This is a genomic window from Paraburkholderia acidiphila, assembly GCF_009789655.1.
Taxonomy (GTDB): domain Bacteria; phylum Pseudomonadota; class Gammaproteobacteria; order Burkholderiales; family Burkholderiaceae; genus Paraburkholderia; species Paraburkholderia acidiphila.
The window spans coordinates 935,202-949,817 of record NZ_CP046910.1 but is presented as its reverse complement, the minus strand read 5'-3'; the positions used below and the strand labels follow the sequence as shown (position 1 = coordinate 949,817).

General features: G+C 63.7%; 11 protein-coding genes and 1 pseudogene. All 12 read right to left on the bottom strand.

Annotated elements, in window-relative coordinates:
• Window positions 1-159: 159 nt before the first annotated feature.
• Window positions 160-1,152, bottom strand: a complete 993-nt coding sequence (locus FAZ97_RS18830) for a GlxA family transcriptional regulator (RefSeq protein ID WP_233271788.1) — start codon at window positions 1,150-1,152, stop codon at window positions 160-162.
• Between the two features lie 44 nt (window positions 1,153-1,196).
• The gene (gene choW / locus FAZ97_RS18825) at window positions 1,197-2,093 is read right to left on the bottom strand and encodes a choline ABC transporter permease subunit (RefSeq protein ID WP_158759949.1); all 897 of its coding nucleotides are present in this window, start codon (window positions 2,091-2,093) and stop codon (window positions 1,197-1,199) included.
• Window positions 2,086-3,368: pseudogene (locus tag FAZ97_RS18820) on the bottom strand (quaternary amine ABC transporter ATP-binding protein); the annotation flags it as partial. The gene choW and the pseudogene FAZ97_RS18820, both read right to left, overlap by 8 nt.
• Window positions 3,369-3,486: 118 nt before the next feature.
• Window positions 3,487-4,347, bottom strand: coding sequence for a glycine betaine ABC transporter substrate-binding protein (locus FAZ97_RS18815; protein WP_158759947.1), 861 nt, complete (start codon window positions 4,345-4,347; stop codon window positions 3,487-3,489).
• A gap of 112 nt (window positions 4,348-4,459) precedes the next feature.
• Complete coding sequence (locus FAZ97_RS18810) at window positions 4,460-5,611, bottom strand: hybrid-cluster NAD(P)-dependent oxidoreductase (RefSeq protein ID WP_158759946.1); 1,152 nt, start codon at window positions 5,609-5,611, stop codon at window positions 4,460-4,462.
• Window positions 5,612-5,646: 35 nt separating this feature from the next.
• Entirely contained in the window at window positions 5,647-6,888 is a 1,242-nt protein-coding gene (locus FAZ97_RS18805; protein ID WP_158759945.1) for an aromatic ring-hydroxylating oxygenase subunit alpha, read from the bottom strand.
• A 49-nt stretch (window positions 6,889-6,937) separates the two neighbouring features.
• Entirely contained in the window at window positions 6,938-7,750 is an 813-nt protein-coding gene (locus FAZ97_RS18800; protein ID WP_158759944.1) for an electron transfer flavoprotein subunit beta/FixA family protein, read from the bottom strand.
• Window positions 7,747-8,916: an electron transfer flavoprotein subunit alpha/FixB family protein gene (locus tag FAZ97_RS18795; protein WP_158759943.1), complete on the bottom strand. Its 1,170-nt coding sequence runs from the start codon at window positions 8,914-8,916 to the stop codon at window positions 7,747-7,749. The genes FAZ97_RS18800 and FAZ97_RS18795 overlap by 4 nt, the downstream gene beginning before the upstream one ends.
• A gap of 4 nt (window positions 8,917-8,920) precedes the next feature.
• On the bottom strand, window positions 8,921-10,849 hold the full coding sequence (locus tag FAZ97_RS18790) for a (Fe-S)-binding protein (protein WP_158759942.1): 1,929 nt from the start codon (window positions 10,847-10,849) through the stop codon (window positions 8,921-8,923).
• A 3-nt stretch (window positions 10,850-10,852) separates the two neighbouring features.
• Window positions 10,853-12,916, bottom strand: a complete 2,064-nt coding sequence (locus FAZ97_RS18785) for an NADH:flavin oxidoreductase (RefSeq protein ID WP_158759941.1) — start codon at window positions 12,914-12,916, stop codon at window positions 10,853-10,855.
• A 62-nt stretch (window positions 12,917-12,978) separates the two neighbouring features.
• Entirely contained in the window at window positions 12,979-13,512 is a 534-nt protein-coding gene (locus FAZ97_RS18780) for a DUF5943 domain-containing protein (RefSeq protein ID WP_158759940.1), read from the bottom strand.
• 93 nt (window positions 13,513-13,605) lie between these two features.
• Window positions 13,606-14,577, bottom strand: coding sequence for a dipeptidase (locus tag FAZ97_RS18775; RefSeq protein WP_158759939.1), 972 nt, complete (start codon window positions 14,575-14,577; stop codon window positions 13,606-13,608).
• Window positions 14,578-14,616 lie beyond the last annotated feature (39 nt).

Here is a 14,616-nt window from a genome sequence, read left to right as displayed (position 1 = left end):
TGCGGGGTGAACGGTGGCAGGCGCTGGCGGTTTGAGCGGCTTTCTTTTGCCTACTTTTCTTTGCCGCTGCAAAGAAAAGTAGGTGCCGCCCCGCACAGGGGCAACGCTTGAAGTACCGCCGCGAAAACAAGTTTCAAACGTGAGCACGCGCAACCACCCCTACTCCCCCCCACGCCGCTCATGACTCGGCGCATGCCCAAACTGCACCCGATACGCCTTACTAAAATGGCACGGCGAATTAAACCCGCAAATAGCAGTCACACGAGAAATCGACGTATCGGTAGTCCGCAGCAACTCACGCGCGCGTTTCAACCGCAATGTCAGGTAATAATGCGTCGGCGAAACATTCAGATACGCCTTGAACATCCGCTGCAAATGCCGCTGCGATAGCCGCACAAGCCGCGCCAGTTCCTCCAGCGAGAGCGGCTCCTTGATATTGGCCTCCATCAGCCGCACGACCTCTACCAGTTCGGCGCGCGAAAAACCTACACGCGCATCCACGGGTATGGGCTGCAGATCGGTCGAGCTACGAATCCGTTCGAGGATGAACTGTTCGGACACCTTGGCAGCGAGACTTTTCCCAAGGCTCGCGCCAACGAGCTCGAGCATCAAGTCGAGCGGCGCGGTGCCGCCCGTGCACGTGAGCCGATCGCGATCGACGACGAACAACTCATCGGCAAAGCGCACGCGCGGAAACTCCTGGTACAGGACCGTGAGATCTTCCCAATGCACCGCGCAGCGATAACCATCCAGCAACCCGCTCGCCATCAACGCGTAAGCGCCGGTACAAATGCCGCCAAGCGGCACGCCCTGCTTTGCCACCATGGCGAGCGTGGCGCGCACGCCGTCGCTCATGATCTCGCGGATGCGAATGCCGCCGCACACGATCAGCACATCCGGCAGGCACGCAGGGTCGAGCGCCTGCGCAGGACGCACCGTAATGCCGTTGCTGGCGCGGGCCGGTGCGCCGTCGAGCGAGTAGATCGACCAGCGGTAATGGTCCGCGCGCCCCACATAGTTCGCCATGCGCAGAACCTCGACCGCGCTCGAAAACGCGATCATCGAAAAGTTCTGCAACGTCAGGAAACCGAAATGCCTGAGGGACGATGCCGTGCGCGTTTCGGGCTCGGCCACGACGATGTCGGTCGTCACATTGCGCTCCTCGCGAACGGCGGTTGATCGTATTGCCTCTGTGACTACGCCTCGACGACCGCGGGCCGCACACGCATCAGATGCTTGAGACCCGAGAACAACGGTGCCTTCACGGCGCCCGGTGCACGTCCAAAGCTCTCGGTAATGCGATCGAGAATGATGGCGAGCAGCACGACCGAAAGTCCGCTCTCGAAACCGAGGCCAATATCCAGCCGCTGAATGCTCGCGAGCACGTCGTTGCCAAGACCGCCCGCGCCCACCATCGAAGCGATGATAACCATGGAAAGCGCCATCATGATGGTCTGGTTCACACCCTGCATGATCGAAGGCAGCGCATTCGGAAACTGCACCTTGTACAGCAACTGCCACGGCGTGCAGCCAAACGCCTGCCCGGCTTCCACGATCTCGCGGTTCACATGCTTGATGCCGAGGCTCGTGAGACGCACGGCAGGCGGCATGGCAAAAATGACGGTGGAGAGAATGCCGGGCACGCGGCCAAGACCAAACAGCATTGCGGCAGGAATCAGATAGACGAAGGCCGGCATCGTCTGCATCAGGTCGAGTATGGGCCGCACGATGGTCTGCACGACACGGCTCTTGGCCGTCCAGATGCCGAGTGGAATGCCGATCACGAGGCTGATTACCGTCGACGAGAGCGTGAGGCCGAGCGTCACCACGGTCTGGTCCCAGAAGCCGGTCGCATAGATCAGCAGTAGCGAACAGGTCGCGAAGATCGCGAAGCGCCAGCCCACGCGCCACAGGCCGATGGCGATGAAAAACGCCATGAGTGCCCACATGGGGATCGCCTGCAAGCCGTGCTCGACGAGTGCGGCGAAGCCCTCGATTGCCTTGCCGACGGCATCGAAACTGTTGGCGTCGTGGTCGAGCAGATAGTGAACCGACTGATCGACCCACTGGCCGACGGGAATGATCTCAGACATGGGCACCTCGATTACGCGTAATGACCTTCAGAACGGCGGCCTGATCGATGGAGCCACAGTAACGGCCCTCGTCGTCGACCACGGGCAGCGCCGTCGTGTTCGCGCACACGCGCGTCACGACCTGCTCCAGCGGCGTGCCCAGCGTGATGCATTCGACCTTCTTGAGCGACGGTTGCGCGGCGCCAATCGCATCGCGCGTGACGAATCCGCTGATGCGCCGCTGCCCATCGAGCACGAATGCGTATTCGGCGCTGCCGTTGAGCGACGACGCCACGCTCTTCGCGTCGAGCGAGCGAATGAGCGGCACGGCTTCGCGCTGCATGAGATCGCCCGCGGTGAGATACCGGCTCGTGTCCACACCGTCGAAGAACGCGCGCACATAGTCATCGGCAGGATTACTGATGATTTCCTGTGGCGTGCCGATCTGAACGATACGCCCGCCCTCCATGATCGCGATTCGGCTGCCGATGCGCAGCGCTTCTTCGAGGTCGTGCGAGACGAACATGATCGTGCGGCGCTGCTCCTTTTGCAGTTGCAGCAGCACGTTCTGCATTTCCTTGCGCTTGAGCGGATCGAGTGCGGAAAACGCTTCGTCCATGATCATGAGCGAGGGATTCACCGCAAGCGCGCGTGCGAGGCCCACGCGCTGCTGCATGCCGCCCGAAAGCTCGGCGGGCAGCTTCTGCGCGAATGCCGCGAGGCCGACCTGTTCCAGCACAGTCAGCGCGCGCCGTTCGCGCTCCTTGCGGCCCACGCCCGCCACTTCGAGGCCGAACGCGGCGTTCGCCAGCACGCTGCGCTGCGGCATGAGCGCGAACGACTGGAACACCATGCTCATGTCGGTGCGGCGCAGCGAGACCAGTTCCGAGCGCCGCACGGCGGCGATATCGCGCCCGTCGATGATGACCTTGCCGGCGGTGGGCTCCACGAGCCGGTTGATGAGCCGGATCAGCGTGGACTTGCCCGAGCCGGAAAGCCCCATCAGCACGAAAATCTCGCCTTCATGCACCTCGAACGACGCATTGTTCACACCGAGCACGTAGCCGGTTTTGGCGAACAGTTCGTCCTTCGTTGCGCCCTTCGCGAGAAACTCACGTGCAAGCTTCGGGTTGGGCCCGAACACCTTGCATAATCCATCGACCACGATCTTGGGGGATTTCATCGACTCCATCTCCTCGAACGGCAGGCGCCGGCCCGCACGGTATGTCTACATGGTTGCCAGAAAAAGCCCTGCCGGGATGGCGAATTGCGACAGACGCTTATGTAAAAGCGACACAGCGGCCCATTGTGTAAATCACGTGCTGCGCGTGCACAATCACACTGCGCCCGCCCCGTAACGGGGCATGGGTCTGGCGGGGCCGCTGCGGGCCCCCTGCCGTTGTTTTGCTGACGGTTACTGCGTGGCCGCCCATGCATTCACGCGGTCACCGTGCGCGGCGATCCACGTATCTGCGGCGGCGTCGGGCTTCTCACCGTTCTGGATCGCGAGCATTACGCTGTCGATCTCACCCGGCTTCCACTGAAAATTCTTCAGGAACGCCACCACCTGCGGCGCCTTCTTTTCCAGTTCGGGATTGGCCACGTTGTCCACGTGCTCCGCTGCGCCGTACACGTTCTTCGGATCGTCGAGGAAGCGCAGCTTGTACTTGGCGAACATCCAGTGCGGGGTCCAGCCCGTGACGATCACGGGCTTTTTCGAGCCCACGTCCCGCGCCAGTTCGGCCGTCATCGCGCTGCCCGAACTCGGCATTACGCTGTAGCTGAGGTCGTATTGCTTGACCGCCTCGTCGGTCTTGCGCATCACGCCCGCGCCCGCATCGATGCCGACGATGCGCCCGCCGAACGCCGACTTGTCCGCGTTCAGATCGGCAATGCTCTTGGCGCTCACGTAATCAGGCACCACGAGGCCGATCTTCGCGCCCGGGAAGTTCGTGCCGAGATCGACCACCTTGTCCTTGAACTGCGCCCAATAAGCGCCCTGCGTGACGGGCAGCCAGGCCGAAAGCGTCGCGTCGAGGTCACCGCGCGCCACGCCCTGCCACATGATGCCGGCGGCCACGGGCACGAGTTGCACCGGATAGCCATAGCGCTTTTCGATGATGCGCGCGGCCACGTTCGAAGTCGCCACGCTGTCATCCCAGCCTTCGACATAACCGATCTTCAAGGTCGGCTTGCCGTCGGCAAATGCCGGGGCGCTCATGCTCACCATCGCCGATAACGCAGCGGTCCAAAAGAGTTTTGCAGCCAGCTTCATGGTCGATCTCCTGTGATGTGGGCAAGCGCCCCGTGCCTATGCAGATTCGCCCGCCACAATCTGCCGCTAACGTCGATTTACGACGTGTTCTTGTCGTTGCGCGACGCGCGCGCTATTTATCGACGACGAGGTCCGACAGCGGCTTCGAGCAGCACAGCAGCGCCATGCCTTGATCGATTTCGCGCTGGCGTATGCCGCCGCTATGCTTCATTTCCACCTGCCCGGAAACGAGCTTGACCTTGCAGGTTCCGCACATGCCCTGGCTGCACGAAGAGGCCAAGCGGACGCCCGCTTGACGCGCGGCATCGAGCACGGTCTGTTGTGCACCGCATTGAATCTCGCGGCGGATCTTCGCGAACGTAATCGTGAAACTCGCGGTTTCGACGGACGATTCTGATTCCGCCGCCGACTGTTCCGCCGGCGCTTCAGCCGGCGCCGTAAGCATTTCGAATGAAAAGCTCTCTTCGTGATAGCGTTCGCGCGCGAAACCGGCTTCGTCGAGCAGATCGCGCACGGCTTTCATGTAAGGCGCCGGGCCACAGGTGAAGATTTCGCGCTCCATGAAGTCCGGCGCGATGAGCTTCAGCAGGGGCAGCGAAAGAAAGCCGGTCACGCCCGGCCAGTCGGTGCGCGCACCCACTCTTTCACAGACGAACGACGTTCGGAAATTGGCGCGGCTCGAGGCAATGAGTTCCAGCTCGCGCGCGAAGATGATGTCGTCAGGTGTGCGCGCGCTGTGCACGAAAACGATGTCACGGTCCTCGGCGAGATCGTGATGCGCGCGGCTCATCGACATCAGCGGCGTCACGCCGGACCCGGCAGACAGAAACAGGTACTTCGACGCCGGGTGACGCGCGCAAGTGAATTCGCCGGCCGGCCCGAGCACGCGCAGCGAAACGCCCGGGCGCAGATTGTCGTGCAGCCAGTTCGACACCTTGCCGCCCGGCACCCGCTTGACCGTAATGGAAATGGTATGGGGCCGCGCGGGCGACGACGAAATCGTATAGCAACGATTGATGGCCTCGCCGTCGATCTCTAGTTCGAGCGTGAGGAACTGCCCCGGCTCGAACGAGAACGTGCGGCCCTGCGGCGAGCGCAGGAAAAAACTCTTCACGTCGTGCGTTTCCTGCCATACGTGGCAGCACACGAGGGTTTCCTCGACCTCGCTCGTCCACCGCTCGGGTAACGCGCCCCAGAACGCCGGGCGCGTTACCCGGCTGTCGCTGGGATCGAGTGGATTGAATTGGGCCGCGTCTCGCATCATGTCAAACTCCGCTGTCTTTGCTTTACACGTGCGCGTTACACGCCAATCTGCTTCGCGAGGCGGCCGATATACCAGGCCGAAAACTTTTCGACGAGCCCTTCCGTGTACGGCGAATACGGGCCTGGCTCATACGCGCTGCTCGCCGCGCCACGCTGCGAATACTCCACGAGCGTGCGGTCCTGGTTGTTGGTCGCGTTCCAGACGGCGGTGAGATTGTCCACGTCGTAGTCGATGCCTTCGCGCGCGTCCTGGTGAACGAGCCAGCGCGTGCGTACGAGCGTTTCGCCCGCGGAAAGCGGAATGACCGAAAACGACACGATGTGATCGCTCATGAAGTGATGCCACGAATTCGGCTGCGTCCAGAACGAGAGACCGCCCAGATCCGCCGTGCGGAATTCGCCAAGCAGCTTCTTCGAGGCGACCTTCGCGTCCAGCGTTTGCGACTCGCCGCAGCGGTCGAGCGGCAGGCGCTGTGTGCGAAAACCCGTCACGTCCAGCAGCTTTTCGATTTCGACCGACGGCAGGTCCATCGCTTCCCACTGCTGCGCGCGCTCGTTGCAGGTGCGCTCGAACGCATCCATGCCCTCCGCGTTGGCCTCCGTGCGTGCGTAGCCAAAGCCGTACTCGTAGAGCGAAATGGTCAGCTCGGGATGGTTCGCCACGCAGTGATAGCACTCGCGATTGTTTTCCATCACGAGCTTCCAGTTGCCCTTCTCGATGATGTCGACCTGCGCGGCGACCTTGCAGCCCGCCAGATCGTGCGGCAGCAAATACGGCTCCATTTCGGCGCGCATGGCCGCGAAGTCGGCAGGCGGCTCTTCGGCCAGGCACACGAAGATCAGGCCCGCGAGATTTTCCACGTGCACATTCTTGAGGCTGTGCTTGCAGCGGTCGAACTGCTCGCCCATGTGCTCGGCGAACATCAGCGCGCCGGTCAGGTTGTAGGTCCAGCTGTGATACGGGCAAACGATATTGCCCACCGACCCCTTCTCTTCATTGCACAGGCGCGCGCCGCGATGGCGGCAAACATTGTGGAACGCGCGCACCTGCATGTCGTCGTCGCGCACGATCAGGATCGAATCGCCCGCCAGATCGACAGTCACGTAGTCGCCCGGCTCCGGAATTTCCGCTTCCGTGGCGACCTCGATCCAGTGCTGCCGGAAAATCGTCTCCATATCGAGCGCGAAAATCTCCTCGCTCAGGTAGAAAGGCGCCTCCAGGCTGTAACCCGCCTTGCGCCGTTCGATCAGTGCGCGAATCTCTGCCGTTACTTTCATGTGTGCTCCGGATTTTTCATCCCAGTTCGTTGCCGACAGGCCAGCAAAATCAGTAGTCGATGAGTTGATGCTCCCGCAAATACGCGAGGATCACTTGTGCTTTTTCGACCGAACTCCCCTCAATTACGACGTTGCCGCCCCGGCTTTCGGTCGTGGTCGCCGAAAGCATGCGCGCGTGGCCCGAGCGCTTTTCCGCCGCGGCTAACCGCACCGGCTTGCGCTCGATGGGACCTACGGTCCATGCGGCGGCTTCGGGGGATTCAGCTATGCTCACGCGCGTTGCGTGCGCGGACTGCACCGCGCCCGCACGCAGACGCGCGTAGGCGTAGCGAGGCTGGGCGTTCGCGAGCGGATGCACGGCGATTACGGCGGGCAGCGCCGTCTGCACGCGCCGGCGCAGCCCTTTGGGCAGAAACTGGCGCACGACGGCGCTGCGCGCGGCCACATCGACGTCGATATCCACGGCGCTCCCCACCATCGGCACGCCAAGCGCAGCCGCCACCTGGTACGGCAGCATGCCGCTGTCGTGCGCCCCTTCGGCGCGCGTGCCGGTCAAAATGAGGTCGTAACCGCGCACGCGCTCGGCAATGAGACGCGCCGCGTCGCCGGACGGCGTGCAGGCCAGCACCTCCACTTCGTGCGCGCCGAGTGCGAGGTATTCGGCGAGCGCCGGATCGGCGGCATCGCCTGCGTGCAGCACGTCCAGACGCGCGCGATGCCGCTCGGCCAGCGTGCGCGCAAGGTCGAGCGCGAGCGCGTCGTTGCGGCTATAGCGCGGCGCGCCGCTTACCGGGTGGCGCCCCACGGAAACGAGCACCGCGATGCGCTCGATGCCGCGTTGAGGATCATGGCGTGCGTTCATGCGGCGACTCCTGCGCGATGCGTTTCGTCATGTGCGGCGCTCGCCCCGCTCCGCGTTGCACGCGCGGCTTGCACCTGTTCGATCAGCGCGGCGATGGTGCCTTGCGCATCGCCGACCACCGTTAGATTGGCGCGTTTGGCGATTGGCGCGCTGCCGTCCAGATTCACCGCGATCACATGCCGGCAGTCCTTGATGCCCTGCAAGTGCTGCACGGCCCCCGAAATGCCGAACGCGATATACACGCTCGCCTCGACGGTCTTGCCCGTCGCGCCCACCTGCTTGTCGCGCGTGAAGTGACCGTTGTCCACGGCCACGCGGCTCGCGCCGATGGCCGCGCCGAATGCGCCCGCAAGCCGGCCGAACGCCGCGATGTCGGTCACGCCGTTGCCCGCCGAGACGATGAAATCGGCTTCTTCGAGCGCGACCTGGGCGGCGTCGATGGATTCGAGGCCGAGGTCCTGGTATGGCGACGCGAGGTCGCTCGCAGGCCGGATGAAGTCGCCCGCAAGGCGTTCGCCCGCGCCGACGAACGGCAGCTTCGAGTCGACGGCGTTCGGCGCGAGCAGGATCACGTCGGGCAGCGAACGCGCGGCCCACGCGCGCTTCGCCTGCTCGTACACGCCGACATGTTTCGCATCGATCTCGACCACATGCGCCGCCACGCTTGCACCAGCGGTGGCCGCATAGCGCCGCCCGAGATCGCCGTCGCCATAAGCGTCGTCAGCCAGAAACACGTGCTTCGGCGCGAGCGCCGCCGCGCAGGCTTGAAGCGCCCGCAATTCGCTTTCCGGCGCGAACGTGCGGCGCTCGAAACCGGGCAGTTCGATCAGCTTGTCCACGCCGAGCGCCCCGGCGTCGTCTTTCAGTTCGCCGAACACGAGCAGCGCCACTTCGGTTTGCGCATCGGCGAGTAGCGCGGCGGCGGCAATGGCCTGGCACGCGTGGTCGTCGAGCGCGCCGCGTTCGGCGTGGGCGGCTACGAGCAGAAACTGATTCGGGTTGCTAACCACACGGCGAGGCTTCGCAGCGCTGGCATGCCCGTGTTGCGTCAGCCATTGCGCCGCGCTCGCATCCGCGCTGCCGGTCTCGCCCAAGGTGATGCGCCTGAGGCCCGCCGCCGTAACGACGAAGGGGCGGCGCGGATCGATTCGTTTGAGGGTATTCATCGATTCACTCCAGCGAGGCTGCCACGAGTTCGGCCACGTCGAGCACGTCCGGGCGCGGGCCCACCACGCCTTCGAGCATCGCAGTGCATTGTGGGCAGGCCACGGCGACGACGTCGGCGTTGACCGCGCGCGCGTCGGCGATGCGGATGTCGGGAATGCGCTGCTTGCCGGGGATATCGGTGAGCGGCGCGCCGCCACCGCCGCCGCAGCAGCGTGCGCGCATGCCGCTGCGCTCCATCTCCACGACCTTGATGCCGATGGTCTTGAGCAACTTGCGCGGCGCTTCCGTTTCGCCGTTGTAGCGGCCCAGATAGCAGGGGTCGTGATACGTCGTGCGCTTTTCAGCCAGCGCCTGCACGGCCTTCGGCGCGATGCGTCCGGTCGCGGCAAGCTCCGCGAGGTAAGTCGTGTGATGCAGCACCTCATAACGCCCGCCCAGCGCACGGTACTCGTTGCGCAGGCTGTGCATGACGTGCGGATCGGCGGTCACGATGCGCGCGAAGTTCAATGTGGCGAGCGTCATCATCATCTGCTTCGCCATGCGCTGGAAGGTCGCTTCGTCGCCGAGGCGGCGCGCCACGTCGCCCGTATCGGTTTCTCGTCCACCAAGCACCGCGTAGTTCACGCCCGCCTTGTTGAGCACTTTCACAAGCGCACGCAGCGTGCGCTGGTAGCGCATGTCGAATGCGCCCTCGCCCGCCACCACGAGCACGTCCACGCGCTTGCCCGGCTGCGCCACGGGTGCGTTGAGATCCACCGCCCAGTCGTAGCGCGCCGCCGTGTCGTAGCCGCCGGCCGTGCCCGTTTCGCGCAGATTGGCCAGCACCTCGGGACCTTTTCCCGGCACTTCGCCATGCACGAGCGTCTGGTTGCGACGCATGTCGACGATGGCGTCGACGTGCTCGATCAGCATGGGGCACTCCTGCACACAGGCGCGGCAGGTGGTGCACGACCACAGCGTTTGCGCTTCGATCAGGCCCGAGACGATCGGACCGTTCGGCGCGCCACTATGCTGTCCGACCTGGATGCCGGGCGTGGGGCTGCCCGCATACGCCGCGTCCGTGCCGCCCGCCATGCCGACCACCAGATCCTGAATCAGCTTTTTGGGGTTGAGCGGCTGGCCCGAGGCGAATGCGGGGCACGCGGCCTCGCACTTGCCGCACTGCACGCAGGCGTCGAAGCTCAGCAGCTGGTTCCAGCGAAACTCGACGGGTTTGGCGACGCCATATTCCTGCTTCTCTTCGATGTCGGGGAGCTTCAGCGCCGTGGGCGGCGTGGCCGTGCCGTTGCCGGTCCAACCTTCGCGCGTTGCCGAAAAGCGCTCCTGGCGCGGATGGAACGCCAGATGCAACAGGCCTGCAATGGCGTGTTTCATCGGGCCGCCCTTCGCTGCGCCAAACGTCATCGCGAACGCGCCAACGCCGATCAGCACAGCGAAAAGCACAGCGAAGCCGCCCGACATCGCGCCGGCAGGCACCACCGTAAAGAGCGCCACGCCCAGCGCAAACGAACCGAGCAGCCACGGCAGCGTATTCCACGGACCGCGCGAGAGACGCGCGGGAACCTGTTTCGCGTGACGACGACGCCACACGAACACCGCGCCGATCAGCATGGCGAGCGCCGCGAGAAAGATCAGCTTGTCGAGCCACGGCGAATAGATCGCGAACCCGTAGTTGACGAACACGAGCGCAAGCGCCCCGATCGCACCGCCCGCCGTCGCGACGTGCGTCTTCGCGATATACGGGTCGCGCGCCACCACATGGTGCAGATCGACGAAATAACGCTTCGGTATGCTGAACAGCTTGCCGACGCCAACAGAGCCGGGCGAGGCGGCGCGCCCCACCCGCCAGAACGCGGCGCGCTTCGCGACCGCGAATGCAAGCCCCGCCATCGACATCCACAACAGCGCGGTAATGAGCCAGGTCGGATTCATGGTTCAGAAGTCCTTGGCGAGCCGCAGCGCGTCGTAAATCGCGCCGTGAATGTTGTGCAAGGAGATGCAGTCGCCCACGCGGAAGAGCAGGAAGCGGCCATCGCCGAGTTCTTCGGAAAGGCATGGCTGCGCCTCGGCCGCGAAAAGCTTGTGCACGTCCACCTGACCGCGATTGACCGATTCCGGCTTGAGCTTCCAGTACAAGGCGTCGTTCGGCGTGCTGCCGTTTTCGATCACCACCTGATCGACGGCACGCTCTTCCTGTTCCTCCGTATATTCGTTGCGCAGCACGGCGATCTTCTTGCCGTCTTCTTCGTATACGCGGTCGAGCCAGTAGTTCGGCGTATGAATCACGCCCTGTGCATAGAGCCGGCGATAGAAGATCGGGAACGTCGTGCCGCCCACGTCGTCGGCGACCTTGACATCGGGCGTGACGATTTCGACCTTCGAGCCGCGGCTCGAAATGAAGTCGGCAACGCCCGCGCCCGCATGCGTGCTCACGCCGTCGTACACGAGCACGTTCTGCTTTGGCTCGACCTTGCCGCTCAGGATGTCCCACGCGCTCACGGCCAGCCCTTCTTCCACGCCCCAGGCCGGAACCTGCTGCGTGAAGCTCGACCCGCCCGTTGCGAGCACGATGATGTCGGGCTTTTCCGCGAGGATCGTTTTCTCGTCGGCCGTGACGCCAAGGCGGCGATCTACGCCCAGGCGCTTCGTCTCCATGTCGAACCAGCGCACGATGCCCGCCATCTGCTCGCGCTGCGGCGCTTTCGCCGCAAGGAGGATCTGGCCGCCCACGGCGTCGTTCTTTTCGAATAGCACCACGTCGTGGCCGCGCAGCCGCGCCACGCGCGCCGCTTCCAGCCCCGCCGGGCCCGCGCCGACCACCACGACCTTGCGCTTGCGGCCGCGCGACTTTTCGATGACATGCGGCATGGTCGCTTCACGCGACGTGGCGGCATTCTGCACGCACAGCACGTCGAGCCCGTTGTACTGGCGGTCGATGCAATAGTTCGCGCCCACGCACTGCTTGATTTCGTCTTCGCGGCCGTCGCGGATCTTGATGACCATATGCGGGTCGGCGATCTGCGCGCGCGTCATGCCGACGAGATCGACCATGCCGCTCGCGAGCAAACGCTCGGCCTGGCCCGCGTCGCGAATGCTCTGCGCGTGCATCACGGGCAGCTTGACCACCGACTTGATGCCAGCCGCGAGATGCACGAACGGCTCGGGCGGCAACGCCATGGGCGGCATGCAGTTCGCGAGCGTGTTGTGCGTGTCCGCACCGGAGCCGATGACGCCGAGGTAGTCGATGAGGCCCGTTTCCGACATCGCCTGCGCGATGTCCTTCAGCTGCTCGTGATCGAGGCCGTCTTCATGGAATTCGTCGCCGCACATGCGCAGGCCGACGCAAAAGTCCTTGCCCACCGCCTCACGCACAGCCTTGAGCACTTCCACGCCAAAGCGCAGACGGTTTTCGAGCGAGCCGCCCCATTCGTCGGTGCGGAAGTTCGTGCGCGGACTCCAGAACTGATCGATCAGATGCTGGTGCGCGGCAGAAATTTCGATGCCGTCCATGCCCGCGTCTTTCACGCGCTTCGCAGCCGCCGCAAAGTCACTGATGATGCGACGGATTTCCTCCACCTCGATGATCTTCGCGTTGCCGCGGTGCACGGGTTCGCGCACGCCCGAAGGCGACATCAGATGCGGCCAATGCTCGCCGTGAAAGGCGGACCGACGGCCCATATGCGTGGCCTGGATCATGATCTTCGCGCCGTGGCGGTGCATGGCTTCGGCCAGACGCGCGAGCGGATCGATGATCTTGTCCGTCGCGAGGTTCACCGATTTCCACCAGCCCTGGGGACTGTCGATCGACACCGGGCTCGACCCGCCGCAGACGGCGAGACCCACGCCACCCTTGGCCTTTTCCTCGTAATAGCGGATATAGCGGTCGCCCGGCAAGCCGCCCGGCTCCGCATAGACCTCGGCGTGGGCCGTGCTGACGATGCGGTTGCGCAGCGTGAGCTGATTGAGCGTCAAGGGTTTGAACAAATTGGGGTAGCGCATCGCAGACGACCTCTGGTGTTCGTGTCTTTCGGTGAGTCCTGTATTACGGGGCGCGCGGCCGTTCAGGCGGCGATCGGCGAGACTTCGAATACGCAGTGCGCGTGGCCTTCGGCGGCGCATTGCACTTCCTTCGAGTGAGCGCGCGGCGCGTGCTGGCCGCCTTCCGTGGTGTCGTTCACCCAGTCCATCGCGCCTGCGAACCAGCCCGCGAACATGTAGCAGAGCTTGCCTTCCTTGCCCGGCTGCGCCAGCACGAACGACGAATGGCGCAATTCGATCTTCGCGCGCGCGGTGGCCGGGTCGGCTTCGCGGATCGTGAAGAGGCCCCAGCCGCGCTGCGAAAGGCGCTTCAGATAATGCTCGAACACGGCCATGCCGGTCATGCCGTGCTTTTCGGCTTCCTTCGCGCACCAGTGGTACGCCGACTTGTAGCCGGCCTTGTAGAGAATCTCGGCGTACGCGTCGCGGCCCAGCGCCTCTTCCACGGCGGTGTGATTGTTGGTGAAGAAGTGGCGCGGCACATACAGCATCGGCAGCGCGTCCGTGGTCCAGACGCCGGTGGCGGGATCGACATCGATCGGCAGTTGCGGTTGCATTTCGTGGTGCTCCAGTGACTTGGTGAGCTAACTTATTTAGGGTTTCTAATTGGTTACGATGGCCTTCCCGCATTCGACGGTCAGGCCTCGCGATCAACCGCCCCAGACTTCGCCGAACACGCGCATCCAGTTCTCGCCCATCACCTTCTTGATGCGCGTCTCGCTCCAGCCTGCCTTTTGCATGGCGGCGGTCAGATTCGGGAATTCGCCGATCGTGCGGATGCCTTCCGGATTCACCACCTTGCCGAAATTCGTGAGGCGGCGATAACGGCCCTTGTCGTGCGTGATCCAGTCGAAGAACTCGGTGCTGTAGCCTTGCGTGAAGTCCGTGCCAATGCCTACGCGGTCTTCGCCGATCAGATCGACCACGTATTCGATCGCTTCGATGTAATCCTCGACGGTCGAATCCGGGCCTTTCCTGAGGAACGGCGCGAACATGGTCACGCCGACGAAACCGTTGGCATCGGCAATCTCCTTCAATTGCTCGTCGGTCTTGTTGCGCGGATGCTCCTTGAGACCCGACGGGCAGCAGTGCGAATACGTCACTGGCTTCTTCGAGCAGGCAATCGCATCCGACGAAGTCTTTCCGCCCACGTGCGAAAGGTCGACCAGGATGCCCACGCGGTTCATTTCCTGAATCACTTCGCGCCCGTAGCCGGAGAGTCCGCCGTCCGGCTCATAGCAGCCCGTGCCCACGAGGTTTTGCGTGTTGTAGCAAAGCTGCACGACATTCACGCCGAGTTCCTTGAACACCTCGATATATCCGAGGTTGTCCTCGAAGGCATACGAGTTCTGGAAGCCGAAGATAATGCCCGTCTTGTTCTCTTTCTTCGCGCGCAGAATGTCGTCGGTCGTGCGCACGAGCGTGAGGATCTCGCTGTACTCGCGAATCTGCTGCTTCATAAGCGCGATGTTGTCGACGGTCTTCTGGAAGTCTTCCCACACGGAAACCGTGCAGTTGACGGCGGTGACGCCGCCCTTGCGCATGTCTTCGAACACCGAGCGCTCGAACTTCGAAATATTCAGGCCGTCGATGATGATGCTGTTGTCGTGCAGAGTGCTCATTAGCCGCTCCGGAACTCGCGAATGAAATTGAAAGTGTGT

Coding starts and splice junctions, on each gene's coding strand:
- choW (WP_158759949.1), bottom strand. CDS start 2,093: ATGTCTGAGATCATTCCCGTCGGCCAGTGGGTCGATCAGTCGGTTCAC.
- FAZ97_RS18780 (WP_158759940.1), bottom strand. CDS start 13,512: ATGCAACCGCAACTGCCGATCGATGTCGATCCCGCCACCGGCGTCTGG.
- FAZ97_RS18785 (WP_158759941.1), bottom strand. CDS start 12,916: ATGCGCTACCCCAATTTGTTCAAACCCTTGACGCTCAATCAGCTCACG.
- FAZ97_RS18775 (WP_158759939.1), bottom strand. CDS start 14,577: ATGAGCACTCTGCACGACAACAGCATCATCATCGACGGCCTGAATATT.
- FAZ97_RS18810 (WP_158759946.1), bottom strand. CDS start 5,611: ATGATGCGAGACGCGGCCCAATTCAATCCACTCGATCCCAGCGACAGC.
- FAZ97_RS18790 (WP_158759942.1), bottom strand. CDS start 10,849: ATGAATCCGACCTGGCTCATTACCGCGCTGTTGTGGATGTCGATGGCG.
- FAZ97_RS18800 (WP_158759944.1), bottom strand. CDS start 7,750: ATGAACGCACGCCATGATCCTCAACGCGGCATCGAGCGCATCGCGGTG.
- FAZ97_RS18805 (WP_158759945.1), bottom strand. CDS start 6,888: ATGAAAGTAACGGCAGAGATTCGCGCACTGATCGAACGGCGCAAGGCG.
- FAZ97_RS18815 (WP_158759947.1), bottom strand. CDS start 4,347: ATGAAGCTGGCTGCAAAACTCTTTTGGACCGCTGCGTTATCGGCGATG.
- FAZ97_RS18795 (WP_158759943.1), bottom strand. CDS start 8,916: ATGAATACCCTCAAACGAATCGATCCGCGCCGCCCCTTCGTCGTTACG.